The sequence below is a fragment of the Deinococcus gobiensis I-0 genome, from assembly GCF_000252445.1.
Taxonomy (GTDB): Bacteria; Deinococcota; Deinococci; order Deinococcales; family Deinococcaceae; genus Deinococcus; species Deinococcus gobiensis.
Window position 1 is genome coordinate 243,751 of the sequence record NC_017790.1, and the last position, 14,996, is coordinate 258,746.

A 14,996-nucleotide genomic window follows, 5' to 3' on the forward strand; every position below is an offset into this window, starting at 1 on the left:
CGGGTCTAGTCTTCACACTGGCATTGTCCCTGCTGAGCTCTGACAACCGTCACACCCGAACGGCCCGCCCCCAATCGGGTGTCGTGACCTGTCAATACCGCCTACACTGACGGTCTTATGGCTTTCTCCCTGCCTGTTCTGCCTGTTCCCCGGCTCATCCAGCACAAGCGCGACGGCGGCGCGCACTCCCGCGCCGAGATCGAGGCGCTGGTGCAGGGCTTCACGCGCGGCGAGATTCCCGACTATCAGGTGAGCGCGTGGCTCATGGCGGTCTTTCTGCGCGGCATGACGCCTCAGGAGACGGCCGACCTCACCCTGGCGATGGCCGCGAGCGGCGACCAGATGGACCTGGGCCGCCTCCAGGACACCGTGGACAAGCACTCGACCGGCGGCGTGGGCGACAAGACCAGCCTGATCCTGACACCCATGCTCGCCGCGCTGGGCCTGACCGTCGCCAAGATGAGCGGGCGCGGCCTGGCGCATACAGGGGGCACCATCGACAAGCTCGAAAGCATCCCCGGCTGGACCCCGGAGCTGAGCGAGGAGCGCTTTCTGGCGCAGGCGGCTGAGATCGGGCTGGCGTTGGTCGGCCAGAGCCGCGACCTCGCTCCGGCCGACGGCAAGCTCTACGCCCTGCGCGACGTGACGGCCACCGTGGACAGCCTGCCCCTGATCGCCAGCAGCATCATGAGCAAGAAGCTCGCCTCGGGCGCGCATACGGTCGTGCTGGACGTGAAGGTGGGAGCCGGGGCCTTCATGCGCACGGTGGCGGACGGCGAGGCTCTGGCCCGCGCGATGGTGGACATCGGTACGCACGCCGGGCGACAGGTGCGCGCGGTTCTGACCGAGATGGACACGCCCCTGGGGCACCTCGCCGGCAACAGCCTGGAGGTCCTGGAGGCCCTGAGTACCCTGCGCGGCGAGGGGCCGGCCGACCTGCACGAGCTGTGCGTGGCGCTGGCGGTCGAGGCGCTGGCGGCCCACGGCGAGGCCGAAGACGCGGCGCGTATGCGGGCCGAGGCGACCCTGCATGACGGCTCGGCGCTCGCCAAGTTCCGCGCCTTCGTGGAGGCGCAGGGGGGCGACCCGACCTACGTGGACCAGCCCGAGAAATTCGATGTGGCTCCCGGCCGCGCCGAGGTGACGGCCCCGGCGGCGGGATTCGTAAGCGCCGTGGACGCCCTGGGCGTGGGCCGCGCGGTGCTGGCCCTGGGCGGCGGCCGCGAGCGCAAGGGCGAGGCGATCGACCACGGCGTCGGCGTCGAACTGCTGAAGAAACCCGGCGAGGCCGTCATGGCCGGTGAGCCGGTACTGCGCGTGTATCACCGTGATGGCCGGGGCCTGGGCGCCGCGCTGGAGCTGCTGCGCGCGGGCCTGAGCATCGGCACGGAGCCGGTGGCCCCCGCCCCATTGATCCTGGGCCGCGTTCACTGAGAAAGCTGGCCCCCAGCCCGGAAGGAGCTGGGGGCCACAGGAACCCGGTTGGCTGGAATGCTGGACCTCATTGCCGATCCAAATAAAAAAATCTCCCCACTTGGAGTGGGGAGATTTCGTCTGGTGGGTCGTGTAGGAATCGAACCTACAACCCGCTGATTAAGAGTCAGCTGCTCTGCCAATTGAGCTAACGACCCAGAGCGGAACGAAGTATATGGGGAGGGTGTCAGGTTGTCAAGCGTCCCGCTGGCAGGACAGCCCCCGCGTGCTCCAGCGGCTTCCGGCCTAGCATGGCAGACATGTCCGACACGCCGCCTGCTGCCCCCACGCCCGAATGGAGCTACGAAACCGAAGCCGTCCAGAGCGGCATTCCGCGCGGGTTGGGCCAGACCATCGGCTTTCCCATCCATGCGGCCGCCGCCTTCCAGTTCGATACGCTGGAGGAAGCGCAGAGCGAGTTCGTGCACAACACCGGCCTGAGCTACGCGCGGCTCCAGAACCCCACCGTCAAGGCGCTGGAGGGCCGTATCAGCGCCCTGGAGGGCGGCGCGGCCACCGTGGCGGTCGCCAGCGGGCAGGCGGCGACCCTGACGGCCATCCTCAGTGTGTGCCGGGCGGGCGACCATGTGGTGTCGGCGTCCAGCCTCTTCGGCGGCACGACGGGCATGCTCAGCAACATCCTGCCCCTGATGGGCATCACGGCCTCGCTCGTCGAGAACACCCCCGGGGCCATCCGTGCGGCGATGCAAGGCAACACCCGGCTGGTGTGGGCCGAGATGATCTCGAACCCCGCCGGGGACGTGGCCGACATCGGGTCCTTCGCCGAGATCGCGCATGAACGCGGCGCGCTGCTCGCCATCGACAACACCTGCGGAGGCGTGGGCTTCCTGTGCCGGCCCCTGGAGCACGGCGCGGACATCGTGGCCCAGTCGCTGACCAAGTGGGCGGGCGGGCACGGCAGCGTGCTGGGCGGCAGCGTGACGGTGGGGCAGAGGCAGGACCTGAGTCGCAACCCGGTCTTCACCGACGGCGGCGAGAACAGCGTCCTCGCGCAGCGCGGCGAGGCGGCCCTGGCATGGCGGCAGCGCTGGCTGGGCGCGCACCAGCTCGGGATGACGCTCGCCCCCCACAGCGCCTTTCTGGTCGCGCAGGGCATCGAGACCCTGGCCCTGCGTCTGGAACGCGAGAGCGCGACCGCGCTGGGACTGGCACGGTGGCTCGCGGCCCACCCGCGCATCGGCAAGGTCAGTTACGCGGGCCTGCCGGACCACCCCCACCATGCCCTCGCCCAGAAGTACCTGCCGCGCGGCCAGGGCGCCGTCCTGACCTTCGAGGTGGACGATCCCGCCGCCTTCCTGCCCCGGCTACGGGTGCTGCGCATCGCGCCGAACCTGGGCGACGTGCGGACCCTGGTCGTGCACCCGTGGACGACCACCCACGGCCGCGTGCCCGAGGCCGCCCGCTACGCCGCCGGCGTGACCCCCAAGACCATCCGCATGAGTGTGGGCGTCGAGGCGCTGGCCGACCTCCAGGCCGACATCGAGCAGGCGGTGGCCGGGGCGTAGGAGAGACCTGTGGCTTATGGCCTGTCGTTTGTAGAGAAAAACGGCAAGCCCACATCCCTGACCGCCCAGGTTCCCCCGAAGGCCGTCGTGCGCGAAGCGCGCGGGCCATTCCAGGTGGGCTGGGGCTGGCCCCGAGCTGAGCCGTCACGCCATAAAACAGAGCCGCCCCGACAACTTCCGGAACGACTCTTGCCGAGCGCCGCGAAAAGACTCCCCCCTTCTTCTAGGAGGGGGGCTGGGGGGGGAGGGCAGAGTAGACCCCGAACGCCTTCCAGCGCAGAGAAACCTGGGCCTACCGCCTCAGACCACGAACTCGCCCGCCCGCATCACCGGCTCGCGGGCGCCGTCCTTCGTCACGCCGTCCACGTCCATCTCGCCGGAGCCGATCATCCAGTCCACGTGGGTCAGGCTGTCGTTGCCGCCCTTCGCGGCAAAATCTTCGGTGCTCATCTCCACACCGCCGCGCACGTTGAAGCGGTACGCGCTGCCGATGGCGATGTGCGAGGCCGCATTCTCGTCGTACAGGGTGTTGTAGAAGAACAGACCCGAGCGGCTGATGGGGCTGGAGTGCGGCACGAGCGCGACCTCGCCCAGGCGGTGGCTGCCCTCGTCGGTGGCGATCATCTTCTGGAGGGCCGCCTCGCCCGTGCGCGCGCTCGCCCCGGTGATCCGGCCGTCCTTGAACTCAATGCGGATACCGTCAATGAGCACGCCGTTGTACGACAGCGGCTTGGTGCTCACGACCACGCCGTCCACCCGCTCGCGGTGCGGGGCCGTCCAGACTTCCTCGGTGGGGATGTTGGCGGTGAAAGTGATGCCGCCGGGCGTGTCCGCCGCGCCCCCGCCCCAGATGTGGTCGTCGGCCAGGCCCACGGTCAGGTCGGTGTCGCCGCCCCGGAAATGCAGGGCCGCGTAGCCCTTCTCGGTCAGGCGCTCGCGGCGCGCCTTGAGGTTGGCGAGGTGGGTCTGCCACTCGGCCACGGGGTCGGGCCGGTCGGCGCGCGTCGCGGCGAAGATCGCGTCCCACTGCTTCTCGATGGCCTCGGGCTCGCTCGCGTCGGGGAACATCAGCGTGGCCCAGCCGGGCACGGGCGCGCTGATGAGGTTCCAGTTCAGGCGGTTGGTCATGACCTGCTGCGAGTAGGGCTTGCGGTAGGTCGCCAGGGCGCGCTGGTAGGTCGCCACGCGCTGCGGGTCCACCTCCGAGAGCAGGCCCGGGTTCGTCGCGCGGATGGCGATGACGGCGCCGCCGTCGTTCGCCGTTTCCAGCTCGGCGTCCACGCGCCACCTGCTCAGGGTCTCGAAGCTGTCCTCGGGGGCCAGCTCGAAACGGGCGAGGACCACGTCGTCGTCGTCCCACCGGACGTCCACGAAGCTCGCGCCCGCCGCGTAGGCCTCACGCACCACCGCCCGCGCGAGCGGGGCCGTGTCCACCGGGGCCTGCACCAGCACCCGCTGGCCTTCGCGTATCCCCAGGCCTACCCGCACCGCCAGCCGCGCATAGTTGCGCAGCTTGTCCTCAAAAGTCAGGGTCATGGCCCACAGGATAAGCGCCGCCGCGCGGGCCGTCCCGCTTCGCGGAGCGCCGCCTGCGCCGGAGGGCCGCGTGTGGCGGGCTTTTTCCGCGCGGCGCGTGCGGCTGGTGCCGTTCGTGGGTGTGGCGACTCCGGTCCAGGCTTGACCGACGCGCCCTGAACACCTATAGTTCTGTGGCTGGTGTTTCGAGGCGTAGCGCAGCCTGGTAGCGCACTACCTTGGGGTGGTAGGGGTCGTGAGTTCAAATCTCGCCGCCTCGACCAGCACAGAACTCCCTCCTTCGCGGGGGAGTTTTTTGTTGTCCGGATCACTTAAAGGAAAGCCGTTTGGGTGTGCCGGGTGCCCGCCCCTAGGCTGGCCACGTGCCCCCACTGACGACAGAGCCATGCACCGCGCGCTGAGCATCGCCGTACCGGCGGCGTCCACCGACCGGCTGCTGGCCGATCTGGCACCGCTGGACGCCGTGATCGCCCTGAGCGTGAGCCGGGGCGCGTCGGTCAAGCCGCCGGGTGACGTGATCGTGGCGCACGTCCTGAACGACGGGGCCGACGAGGTGCTGCGCCGGGTCGAGGCCCTGTGCCCGCAGTTCTCGGTCGCCACCAGTGAGGTCAGCGCCATTCTGGACCCTGACGCCCACGACCGCGTGCTGCGCGATGTGGACGAGGCGCTGTGGGAGGAGATCGCCGCCGGGCTGCGCCACCAGATCCGCGTGACGCCCAACTTCCTGGGGCTGATGGCCCTGGGGGGCGTGCTGGCCTCGGTCGGCATGACGACGGGCGGCACGCCGCAGGTCCTGGCCTTCGTGGCGGCCTCCATCATCTCGCCGGGCTTCGAGCCGATCGCCAAGGTGGCGCTGGGGCTGGTGCTGCGCCAGCGGGTGGCCCTGAAACTGGGGGCGCAGGCGGCGCTGGCGGGCTACGCGGTGTTCGTCCTGACCGCCGGGCTGACCTTCCTGCTGCTGCGCTGGACCGGCGCGGCGACGGCCGACGATTTCACCGGCAACGCCGAACTCGGTCGCCTGGCCCACCCGACCGCCGCCGAGGTGCTGTTCTCGGCCGCCGGAGCGCTCGCGGGGGCGGTCATCATGTCGGCCTACCGCCGCAGCGTGATCGCGGGGGCGCTCGTGGCCCTGGTGCTCATGCCCGCCGCCGCGACGGTCGGCATGGCGCTGACCCTGGGCCGCCCCGACCTCGCCGCCGAGGGCCTGGAGCGTTTCGGCCTCGACGCCCTGCTCGTGGTGGGGCTGTGCTCGCTCGTCTTCGGGATCAAGCAGGTGGCCGTGCACCGCCGCAGGCCGCTGCTGTAACCGGCGAGGCGGCCTCTGCCCGGCAGGGGAGAGGCCGCAGGCGAGGACCGGGTTCAGTCCATCCGGTCGAGCGCGGCCTCGATGGCGCGGCGGGTCAATTCGGTGGTGAGGCCGAAAGCCAGGTGCGAGCCCGATTCCCACAGCACGGCGGCCAGGGGCAGCTGCCAGGGCCACGCCTGAAAGCCGGTGGCGGGCACGGCGGTCGCGTGGGTCAGGCCGTACATGACGGCTCCGGCGGGGACGCCCGCGCCGCGCGTCACGCCCGGGTTCACGGCGGCCAGGGCCCCGTAGGCCGCGCCCAGCGTCGCCCCCAGGGTGTAGTGGATGACCTGCTGGCCCTTGAGCTTGGCGTCCTTCGATGGGGTGTGGCCGGTCAGGGCCTCGTCGGCCGCCTTGATCATCTCGGCGGGGGGCATGTGGTCCTGGCGGCCGATGGGATCGGCGCCGATCATCTTCTTCTGCTCGGGGGTGGGGGGAAAGGCCTTCTCGGTCAGGCGCTGGAGGGGCGGCTCGGCCAGCGACTTGACGTAGGCACCCACCAGACCGGCCACGGCGCCCACCAGCGCGCCACGCAGGGGATCAGCTCGTTTCATGCTGGGCAGCATAAAGGGCCCACTCCGGCGTCCGGCGGCGTGTAAAGGCCCTCTCAAGCCGCGTGCGTTACCCTGGCCTGTCATGGCTCCCACCCCCGAACGCTACGCCAAGATCCGCCGCGTGCTGAGCAAGCGCCAGCCCACCCTGACCGTCCTGATGGACGAGGTCAACAAGCCCCACAACCTCAGCGCCATCGTGCGCACCTGCGACGCGGTGGGGGTCCTGGAGGCCCACGCCGTGCCGCCCAGGCACGGTACCCTGGCCGCCTTCGAGGGCCACACCTACGACGCGACCTCCGGCAGCGCGCACAAGTGGGTCAGGGTCAACCCCCACGCCGACGCCGTGGGCGCGGTGCGCGAGTTGCAGGGACGCGGCTTTCAGGTGCTCGCCACGCACCTCTCGCAGCGCAGCGTGGACTACCGCGAACTCGACTACACCCGCCCGACCTGTGTGCTGCTGGGCGCCGAGAAGTGGGGCGTGTCGGACGAGGCCGCCGACGCCGCCGACGCCAACATCGTCATTCCGATGTACGGCATGGTCCAGAGCCTCAACGTGTCGGTGGCCGCCGCCAGCATCCTGTTCGAGGCCCAGCGCCAGCGCCTCGCCGCCGGGATGTACGGGACGCCGCAGCTCGCGCCCGAGGCCCTGGAGGCCCTGGCCTTCGAGTGGGCCTACCCCGACCTCGCGCCCCTGTACCGCGAGCGCGGCGAGGCGTATCCGGCGCTCGACGAGGCGGGCCGGATCGTGTCCTGAGTGGGCTGGAGCGCGCTGCTGTGCATAGCGTGCATTGCGTTCGTGCGTTCGCCGGGGACTGTAGGGGGGCGGAACGGTAGACTGCCCGCACTCTATGTTCGGACTCGAAATGCCCCCTATCACGCCCGAATTCTGGGCGATTCTCGGCACCCTGATTCTGCTCGAGGGGCTGCTCTCGGCCGACAACGCGCTCGTGCTGGCGGTCATGGTGCGTCACCTCAAGGGCGACCTCCAGCGTAAGGCGCTGGCCTACGGCATCGGCGGCGCGGTCGTGCTGCGCATCGTGGGGGTGCTGCTCGCCAGCTACATCCTCGAATACTGGTGGCTGCGCGCCTTCGGGGCCGCCTACCTCGCATACTTGGCCATCAGCCACTTCGTCAAGCACAAGGGCACCGAGGACGAGGCCGACGACAAGGCCAAGGGCCGGGGCTTCTGGGCGACCGTGGTGCTGCTCAACCTCACCGACCTGGCCTTCAGCGTGGACAGCATCCTGGCGGGTGTGGCCCTCATTCCGCGCGGCATGGCCCGCGAGCAGGGCCTGACCATCGTGGTCATCGGCGGCATCATCGGCCTGATCCTGATGCGGATCGCCGCGACCGTGTTCCTCAAGCTGCTCAACAAGTACCCGGCCTTCGACAACGTGGCCTACGCCCTGGTCGGCTGGATCGCGGTCAAGCTCGCCGTCGAGACGCTCGAAGCCGCCCATGAGGTCTTTCCCTCGGTGCCCACCTTTCACCTGCCCGCCGCCGCGTTCTGGGGCGTCATGGCCGCCATCGGCATCATCGGGTCCTTCCTGGCGACCCGCAAGCCCGCGATGAGCGACGCCGCCGCCGAGGCCAAGGCCGAGGCCGTGGTCGGCGAGATCGACGACACGGTGGCCGACGCCGCCGACGGGCGCATCGACGGCCGCAAGGGCTGAGCCGCTCCCCCTCGCCAACTCCCGCGCCGCCCCGGACACGTTCCGGGGCGGCTTTTTCGTGGCCCGTACCGGGGGGCGGGTGGCAAGGTGTCTTCACAAGCCCTGGCCTGGGGCTGACCGGGCGCGGCGTAGACTGGCCGCCATGAGTGACCTGCTCGATACCGTGCGCGGCCTGGCGAAGAAAACCGACAGCAAGATCCTGATGGTCGTGCTCGACGGCGTGGGCGGCCTGCCGCTGACCCTGAACGGCGAGACCGAACTGGCGAGCGCCAAGACCCCCAACCTCGACGCGCTGGCCCAGGAATCGCAGCTCGGCCTCGTGGAACTCGTCGGCGCGGGCATCACGCCCGGCAGCGGCCCCGGCCACCTCTCGCTGTTCGGCTACGACCCACTGCGCTACGTGGTGGGGCGCGGGGCGCTTTCGGCGGTGGGCATCGGCGTCAAGCTCAACTCGGGCGACGTGGCCGTGCGCGGCAACTTCGCCACGCTGGGCGCGGGGCGCGTCATCGACGACCGGCGCGCGGGCCGCCCCAGCGACGAGAAGAACGCCGAGATCGTGACGCTCCTCAAGGGCGCGATTCCCGAGATCGACGGCGTGCCGGTCGAGATCTACACCGAGTCCGAGCACCGCTTCGTGGTCGTGTTCCGCGCGCAGGGCGAGCCGCTGGGCGCCAACCTCAGCGACGTGGACCCGCAGGTGACCGGCGTGCCGCCCATGCAGGCCCAGGCCCAGGACCCCGCGAGCGAGAAGACCGCCGGGCTGGTCAACGCCTTCGTGGCCCGCGCCGAGGAAGCCCTGAAGGGCGAGGAGCAGGTCAACGGCGTGCTGTTCCGGGGCTACAGCGACGTGCCGCACTTCCCCAGCTTCGAGGACGCCTACCAGCTCGGGGCCGCCTGCATCGCCAGCTACCCAATGTACAAGGGCCTCGCCAGCCTGGTCGGTATGGACGTGCTGGAGGTCGAGGGCCACGAGGACGCCCTGGACGGCAAGGTCAAGGCCCTGACCGAGAACTGGGCCAAGTACGACTTCTTCTACTTCCACGTCAAGAAGACCGACAGCACCGGCGAGGACGGCGACTTCGCCGAGAAGGTCCACAAGATCGAGATCTTCGACGAGCTGCTGCCCCAGCTGCTGGCCCTGAAGCCCGACGTGATCGCCATCGTGGGCGACCACAGCACGCCCAGCAAGCTGCTGAGCCACTCCTGGCACCCCGTGCCCCTGCTCATCCGCAGCGAGCACGGCCGCAAGGACCACGCCGCCCGCTACACCGAGGAAGAGGCCCAGAAGGGCAGCCTCGGCCTGCGCCGTGGCCCCGACGTGATGCCCCTGCTGATGGCGAACGCCCTGAAGCTGAACAAGTACGGGGCGTAAGCGGGAAGCGGGGGGTGGGAAGCGGAACCGCGCGGTTCCACTTCCCACCCGCCCTTTACGCCAGGCGCTCGCCGCGCTGCTGGTGCTCGTGCCACGCGGCCCGGAGCCGTCCGACGGCCTCGGGCAGCTGGGCCGGGTCGAGGGTGAAGGGCAGGCGCAGGTAGGCGTCGGGCAGGTCGCCCACGGCCATCGAGGCCCCTGGAAAGAGTCGCACGCCCCGCCGTGCCGCGCCGTGGATGAAGCTGCTCGCGCTGCGGGTGGGCAGTTCGACCCACAGGAACTGCCCGCCCTGGGGCAACGTGAACTGCCAGTCGGGCAGCTCGGCGCGCAGCAGCCCGGCCAGCAGGTCGCGCGCCGGGGTCACGGCGGCGCGGCGCTCGGCCCGCAGCCGGGGCAGGTGGCGCAGCAGGTGCAGCGCGAGGTGCTGCGTGGGCAGCCCGCCGCCGAAGTCGGCCAGCGTCTTGGCCTGCATGACCACGCGGCCCAGGCCGCGCGCGCCCTCGCCGCCCGGCAGCCGCAGCCAGCCCACCCGCAGCCCCGCCCAGTACAGCTTGGACAGCGAACCCACGTTGAAGATGGGCGCGTCCGGCGCGAAACAGGCCAGCCGGGGCGGAGGCGCGTCCTCGCCGAAGCCCAGGTCGATCAGGGTATCGTCCTCGATGGTGGGCAGCCCCACCTCGGCCACTGTTCCCGCGAGGCGCTGCCGGGCGCGGGCGGGCAGCACCGCGCCGGTCGGGTTCTGGAAGGTGGGGGTTAGGAAGGCCAGGCGGGGGGAATGCGCGCGTGCGCCCGCCGCGAAGTCGTCCGGCAGGACGCCCTGCGCGGTGACCGGCACGCCCCGCAGCGTCGCCCCCGCCGCCCGGAACACGTCGATGGCCCCGAAGTAGGTCGGGGTTTCGAGCAGCGCCGCGTCGCCGGGGCGCAGCAACGCGCCCGCGATCAGCGAGATGGCCTGCTGCGCCCCGCTCGTCACGACGATCTGCTCGGGTGTGGTCGGCAGGCCCTCGCGGGTATACAGCGCGGCCAGCTCGGCACGCAGTTCGGGCAACCCCAGCGGGTGATACAGCGACTCGGCGAAGGCCCCGGCCACCGCCCCGCTCAGCTCGGCGCGCTGGGCGTCGCTCAGGAGGGGCACGGCCACGGTGAGGTCGAGGTCGCCCCCGGCCGCCCCCACACGCACCGGGCTGCGCAGCTCCAGCGCACGCGCCTGCCGGGGCACGCCCGCCGCCACGCGGGTGCCGCTGCCCCGCCGCCGGATGATCCAGCCGCCGGCCACCAGCTCGTCGTAGGCGGCGACCACCGTGCTGCGGCTCACCCCCAGCAGGGTGCCCAGCGCGCGTTCGGCGGGCAGCGCCTCGCCCGGCGCGAGCTGTCCGAGGGCCACCGCGCCGCGCAGGTGGCCCGAGAGCCTCGTGTACAGGGGCCCGGTGCCCGATTGCCAGCCTGAGAGCAGGGCGGTCCAGCGCGGCGCGTCCATGCGGGCAGCATAGGGGGCCGGGCAGGCCAATCGGGGCCACGGTGCCCAGACAAGCAGGCCAATCGCCGTCCCATTGCCCCTGTCGCCCAGGCCAATCGGGGCCGCACACTGGGACGCATGACCGCCGCGCCTCCCCTCGCCCGTCCCAACTTCTGGCGCGACTCGCACCCCAACGCGGTCCTGAGCGGCCTCGTCGCCATCCTGATCGGCTGGGCGGGGCCGAACGTGCTGATTTACAGCGTGGCGCAGGCCGCGCACCTCAGCGACGCGACCGCCATGTCGTGGCTGTGGGGGCACGCCATCTTCGCCGGGCTGGCGGGCATCGTCCTGAGCCTGCGCACCCGCATGCCCATCCTGTCCACCTGGTCCACGCCGGGCATCGCGCTGCTGCTCACGGCGCTGCCGGGCATTCCCTTCGCGCAGGCCATCGGGGCCTTCCTCACCAGCGCCGTGCTCGTCATCCTGCTGGGCACCTTCCGGCCGCTGACGCGGGCGCTGGGGGCCATTCCGCCGCATCTGGCCGCCGCGCTCAACGCCGCGATCCTGCTGCCCTTCGGCTTTCACGCGGCGCAGGCCTTCGGGCAGGAGCCGCTGCTCGTCGGGCTGATGGTGCTGACGTACTTCCTGGTGCGGCAGTGGCGGCCCCTGTGGGCCGTGGCGGGCGTGCTCGTGGTCGGCGTGGCGGCGAGCGCGGGGCTGGGGCTGTGGCACCCCGCGCCGGTCGCGGTCGCGCTGACCGCGCCGCAACTCGTGTGGCCCGAATTCAGCCTGCGCGCCACCCTGAACCTCGCGCTGCCGCTGACCCTGCTGGCCTTCACCGGGCAGTTCGTGCCGGGTTTCGGGGTCCTGAAGGTGAACGGCTACGAGCCCGCGCCGGGACCGGTGCTGCGCGTCTGCGGACTAGCGAGCGCGGCGGCGGCCTTCGTGGGCTGCCACAACCTGACCCTGGGGGCGCTGCTCGCCAACATCGTCAGCGGCCCCGAGGCGCACCCCGACCCCGCACGGCGCTACACGGCGGCGGTGTGGGCGGGCGTGTTCAACATCGCGTTCGGGCTGTTCGCGGGCACTTTCCTGCACCTGCTGGGCATCCTGCCGGTGCAGGCGCTCGCGGCGCTCGCCGGGCTGGCGCTGCTGGCCGCCATCGGCAGCAGCCTCCAGGCGGGCTTCCGGGACGCGCCGGGCAGCCTCGCGCCCGCGCTGGTGGTGCTCGTGACCCTCAGCGGCGTCACCCCGCTGGGCATCGGGGCGGCCTTCTGGGGCATCCTCGCCGGGCTGGCCGTGCATGCGCTGGAGGTCACGGGCGCGCGGCGGCGGGCGGCGCAGGTTCCAGTGGTCCAGACTCCAGCCGCCCAGTCCCCAGCCACCCAGTCCCCAGCAGTCCAGCCTCCGCCCGAGGCTTCCGCGCCCCGCTGAGGCTTCACCCCGGCCCAGACCCCCGTTCCAGGGACAGGGAACGGGGGTCTGTTGCAGCTGCGGGCAGAGGCGTACAGTGGCTCCACGACCGACAATCCACGCGCCGCTCCCCCTCCTGGAGGTCTGCCCATGAAGACGCCGCTGACGCCTCTCGATCTGGTCCGCCGGGGCCTGAAGGTCTATCCCGACCGCGTGGCGGTGATCCAGCCGGGCGGCCGGCAGTTCACGTACCGCGAGTGGGGCGGGCGCATCTACCGGCTGGCGCGCGCGGTGGCGGAGGCGGGTTATGCCGGGGCGCAGGTCGGGGTGCTCTCGCCCAACACGCACGGCGGCCTGCTGGCCTACGCGGGGGTGCCCTGGGCGGGCGCGGTCCTCGTGCCGCTCAACACCCGCCTGAGTGCCGAGGAATACGCCTTCCAGCTGCGGCACGCCGAGGTGCGGCTGCTGCTGGTGGACGAGTCTTTAGAGCCCCGCGTGCGCGACGTGGCCCGCGACCTGGGCACCGAGGTCTGGGTGCTCGGCGAGGGCGAGGCGGGGGCCGCCTTCGAGGCGCGGCTGGCCGCCCAGGACGCCTCGCCGCTGCCCTACGCGGTCGCGGACGAGGACGACACCCTCACCATCAACTTCACCTCCGGCACGACAAGCAGCCCCAAGGGCGTGATGCTCACGCACCGCAACAGCCTCCTGAACGCCACCGAGACGATCTACAGCTTCAAGTTCGACCAGGACAGCGTGTACCTGCACACCCTGCCGGACTTCCATGCCAACGGCTGGGGCGGGGTCTGGAGCGGTTTCGGGGTGGGGGTCACGCACGTCACGCTGCCGGCGGTGCGCGCGGCCGAGGCCTACGCCGCTATCGAACAGTACGGGGTCACGCACCTGTGCGCCGCGCCGACGGTCCTTTCGATGCTCACCGACCCGGCCACGGCGCGCCCGCTGTCCCGGCCGGTGCGCGTGGTCACCGCCGGCAGCCCGCCGCACGCCCGCACTATCGCGGACATGAACGCCCTGGGCTTTCACGTCACGCAGGCGTACGGCCTGACCGAAACCAGCCCGCTCATCACCGTGGCCGAGCTGAGTGCCGCGCAAGAAGCCCTGCCCACCGCCGAGCGCGCGCCGCTGGTCGCCCGCCAGGGCTTCGAGATGCTGCTGGCCGGCGAGGTGGAGGTCCTGGCCGAGGACCTGTCCCCGGTGCCCCACGACGGCCAGACCCTGGGCGAGATCATGGTGCGCGGCAACCTCGTCATGAAGGGCTATTTCCGCAACCCCGAGGCGACCGAGAGGGCGCTGGCGGGCGGCTGGTTCCATACGGGCGACGTGGCGGTCACGCACCCCGACGGCCGCATTGAGATCCGCGACCGCAACAAGGACGTGATCATCTCGGGCGGCGAGAACATCAGCAGCGTGGAGATCGAGGGCGTGCTCTACGCCCACCCGGCCGTGCGCGAGGCGGTGGTGGTCGCCATGCCCGATCCGCGCTGGGGCGAGGTGCCCTGCGCCTTCGTGGCGCTGCACGGCGGCCACGCGGCCAGCCCCGAGGACCTCACGGCGCACGTGCGTACGCGTCTGGCGGGCTTCAAGGTGCCCAAGCACTACGAATTCCGCGACGACCTGCCCAAGACCGCCAGCGGCAAGTTCCAGAAGTTCGTGCTGCGCGCCGAGCTGTGGGAGGGCCAGACCCGGCTGGTGAACTAGGGCAGGGGGGGAAGCCTACCCCCCCCAGTGCCGGGGGCCGGGCTTACGCTGCGGGTCAGTTGATCCGGGGGCTCCGGCTTCATGCAGGCTTTACACTGGGATGAACATATGGTCAGCGGAGATCTGAGCGTCTTTCCTTTCCTGCCGGTGATGCAGATGCTGCTCTCCAGCGGGCGGGGCGGACGTCTGACGGTCGAGCACGCGCGCGGCGGCAGCCTGTGGTTCGCGCCGGGCGAGCTGCTGCACGCCCACAGCGGCTCACTGGACGGCCCCGACGCCCTGCAACTGCTGAGCAGCCTGGACGCCGGGACCTTCTTCTTCGTGCCCGACGAGCCGGCCCCGCAGCGCACCCTGAACCTGCGCGCCGATCAGGCCCTGGTGGGCATGCTGGGCGACCAGGAGGCTTGGAGCACGCTGCTGCGCGTCTTTCCCGAATGGGGCCGCCCACTGCGCCTGAGCGGGCGCTGGAACGACCAGCAGCCGGTCACGCGGGCGCAGTACCGCCTGCTGAATCTGGTGCGCCAGAACCTCACGCTGCGCGAACTGATCGACCGGGCCGGACTGCCGCCGCGCGGGGCGCTCGACACCCTGCGGCCCTTCATGGCCGGCGGCCTGATCGAGGTCGGCTGAGGCGCAGGCCGCCCGCCCGAGTGTGCGCCCGGCAATTGAAAAGCGGCCCGGCCAGCCCGTAGACTTTGCGGGCAGTGACCGGGAAGAGTACCCGGAGCGGCGCCCACAGGAAGCCTGCCCCATGACTGAGAGGGCTGGGCGGGAAGGCCACCGGAGAACGTCGCCCGCGAGCACGACGGAAAAACCCGCCCCAGGGCGGTTAGACCCGTCCGGGTTGCGCCCGCGACAGCGCAGATCGAGCGCCCTCCATGCAGGGGGGAAACGCGGTGGTACCACGGGACACGGCCTTCACGTCTCGTCCG

Annotated in this window: 12 protein-coding genes and 2 tRNA genes; 10 read left to right on the top strand and 4 right to left on the bottom strand. The window is 71.3% G+C overall.

What is annotated here, in order from left to right; translation table 11 throughout:
• Positions 1-117 precede the first annotated feature (117 nt).
• Positions 118-1,434 carry a thymidine phosphorylase gene (locus DGO_RS01210; protein ID WP_043800485.1) on the top strand — a complete coding sequence of 439 codons (1,317 nt, stop codon included), beginning with the start codon at positions 118-120 and terminating at the stop codon, positions 1,432-1,434.
• Positions 1,435-1,555: 121 nt separating this feature from the next.
• Here DGO_RS01210 and DGO_RS01215 read toward each other — a convergent pair.
• Positions 1,556-1,631, bottom strand: a tRNA-Lys gene (locus tag DGO_RS01215).
• Positions 1,632-1,733: 102 nt separating this feature from the next.
• Here DGO_RS01215 and DGO_RS01220 point away from each other — a divergent pair.
• The gene (locus tag DGO_RS01220; protein ID WP_043802861.1) at positions 1,734-2,999 is read left to right on the top strand and encodes an aminotransferase class V-fold PLP-dependent enzyme; all 1,266 of its coding nucleotides are present in this window, start codon (positions 1,734-1,736) and stop codon (positions 2,997-2,999) included.
• Positions 3,000-3,299: 300 nt separating this feature from the next.
• Here the strand turns inward: DGO_RS01220 and DGO_RS01225 are convergent, their stop codons facing one another.
• Entirely contained in the window at positions 3,300-4,535 is a 1,236-nt protein-coding gene (locus DGO_RS01225) for an aminopeptidase (RefSeq protein WP_014683651.1), read from the bottom strand.
• Positions 4,536-4,721: 186 nt separating this feature from the next.
• On the opposite strand from DGO_RS01225, the gene DGO_RS01230 reads away from it, so the two are divergent.
• Positions 4,722-4,798 (top strand) — tRNA-Pro (locus tag DGO_RS01230).
• Between the two features lie 122 nt (positions 4,799-4,920).
• A complete protein-coding gene (locus DGO_RS01235; protein WP_014683652.1) occupies positions 4,921-5,841 on the top strand; it encodes a DUF389 domain-containing protein in 921 nt (306 codons plus the stop codon).
• 53 nt (positions 5,842-5,894) lie between these two features.
• On the opposite strand, the gene DGO_RS20870 is transcribed toward DGO_RS01235, so the two are convergent.
• The gene (locus DGO_RS20870; RefSeq protein WP_169330981.1) at positions 5,895-6,434 is read right to left on the bottom strand and encodes a DUF1440 domain-containing protein; all 540 of its coding nucleotides are present in this window, start codon (positions 6,432-6,434) and stop codon (positions 5,895-5,897) included.
• A gap of 82 nt (positions 6,435-6,516) precedes the next feature.
• Between DGO_RS20870 and trmH the strand changes: the two genes are divergently transcribed.
• The 3 genes from trmH (at position 6,517) to DGO_RS01255 (ending at position 9,479) form a co-directional block, all read left to right on the top strand.
• A complete protein-coding gene (trmH, locus tag DGO_RS01245) occupies positions 6,517-7,188 on the top strand; it encodes a tRNA (guanosine(18)-2'-O)-methyltransferase TrmH (RefSeq protein WP_043800487.1) in 672 nt (223 codons plus the stop codon).
• A gap of 94 nt (positions 7,189-7,282) precedes the next feature.
• Positions 7,283-8,107 carry a TerC family protein gene (locus tag DGO_RS01250; protein WP_014683655.1) on the top strand — a complete coding sequence of 275 codons (825 nt, stop codon included), beginning with the start codon at positions 7,283-7,285 and terminating at the stop codon, positions 8,105-8,107.
• Between the two features lie 142 nt (positions 8,108-8,249).
• Positions 8,250-9,479, top strand: a complete 1,230-nt coding sequence (locus DGO_RS01255) for a 2,3-bisphosphoglycerate-independent phosphoglycerate mutase (RefSeq protein WP_014683656.1) — start codon at positions 8,250-8,252, stop codon at positions 9,477-9,479.
• 55 nt (positions 9,480-9,534) lie between these two features.
• On the opposite strand, the gene DGO_RS01260 is transcribed toward DGO_RS01255, so the two are convergent.
• Positions 9,535-10,956, bottom strand: coding sequence for an aminotransferase-like domain-containing protein (locus DGO_RS01260; RefSeq protein ID WP_014683657.1), 1,422 nt, complete (start codon positions 10,954-10,956; stop codon positions 9,535-9,537).
• A 117-nt stretch (positions 10,957-11,073) separates the two neighbouring features.
• Here DGO_RS01260 and DGO_RS01265 point away from each other — a divergent pair, with 117 nt between their 5' ends.
• The 3 genes from DGO_RS01265 to DGO_RS01275 all read left to right on the top strand — a co-directional run bounded on the left by DGO_RS01265 (position 11,074) and on the right by DGO_RS01275 (position 14,694).
• Positions 11,074-12,369, top strand: a complete 1,296-nt coding sequence (locus DGO_RS01265; RefSeq protein WP_014683658.1) for a benzoate/H(+) symporter BenE family transporter — start codon at positions 11,074-11,076, stop codon at positions 12,367-12,369.
• A 129-nt stretch (positions 12,370-12,498) separates the two neighbouring features.
• Entirely contained in the window at positions 12,499-14,064 is a 1,566-nt protein-coding gene (locus DGO_RS01270) for an AMP-binding protein (RefSeq protein ID WP_014683659.1), read from the top strand.
• A gap of 108 nt (positions 14,065-14,172) precedes the next feature.
• Complete coding sequence (locus tag DGO_RS01275; protein ID WP_014683660.1) at positions 14,173-14,694, top strand: DUF4388 domain-containing protein; 522 nt, start codon at positions 14,173-14,175, stop codon at positions 14,692-14,694.
• Positions 14,695-14,996: the final 302 nt, after the last annotated feature.

Coding starts and splice junctions, on each gene's coding strand:
- DGO_RS01210 (WP_043800485.1), top strand. CDS start 118: ATGGCTTTCTCCCTGCCTGTTCTGCCTGTTCCCCGGCTCATCCAGCAC.
- DGO_RS01220 (WP_043802861.1), top strand. CDS start 1,734: ATGTCCGACACGCCGCCTGCTGCCCCCACGCCCGAATGGAGCTACGAA.
- DGO_RS01225 (WP_014683651.1), bottom strand. CDS start 4,535: ATGACCCTGACTTTTGAGGACAAGCTGCGCAACTATGCGCGGCTGGCG.
- DGO_RS01235 (WP_014683652.1), top strand. CDS start 4,921: ATGCACCGCGCGCTGAGCATCGCCGTACCGGCGGCGTCCACCGACCGG.
- DGO_RS20870 (WP_169330981.1), bottom strand. CDS start 6,434: ATGAAACGAGCTGATCCCCTGCGTGGCGCGCTGGTGGGCGCCGTGGCC.
- trmH (WP_043800487.1), top strand. CDS start 6,517: ATGGCTCCCACCCCCGAACGCTACGCCAAGATCCGCCGCGTGCTGAGC.
- DGO_RS01250 (WP_014683655.1), top strand. CDS start 7,283: ATGTTCGGACTCGAAATGCCCCCTATCACGCCCGAATTCTGGGCGATT.
- DGO_RS01255 (WP_014683656.1), top strand. CDS start 8,250: ATGAGTGACCTGCTCGATACCGTGCGCGGCCTGGCGAAGAAAACCGAC.
- DGO_RS01260 (WP_014683657.1), bottom strand. CDS start 10,956: ATGGACGCGCCGCGCTGGACCGCCCTGCTCTCAGGCTGGCAATCGGGC.
- DGO_RS01265 (WP_014683658.1), top strand. CDS start 11,074: ATGACCGCCGCGCCTCCCCTCGCCCGTCCCAACTTCTGGCGCGACTCG.
- DGO_RS01270 (WP_014683659.1), top strand. CDS start 12,499: ATGAAGACGCCGCTGACGCCTCTCGATCTGGTCCGCCGGGGCCTGAAG.
- DGO_RS01275 (WP_014683660.1), top strand. CDS start 14,173: ATGGTCAGCGGAGATCTGAGCGTCTTTCCTTTCCTGCCGGTGATGCAG.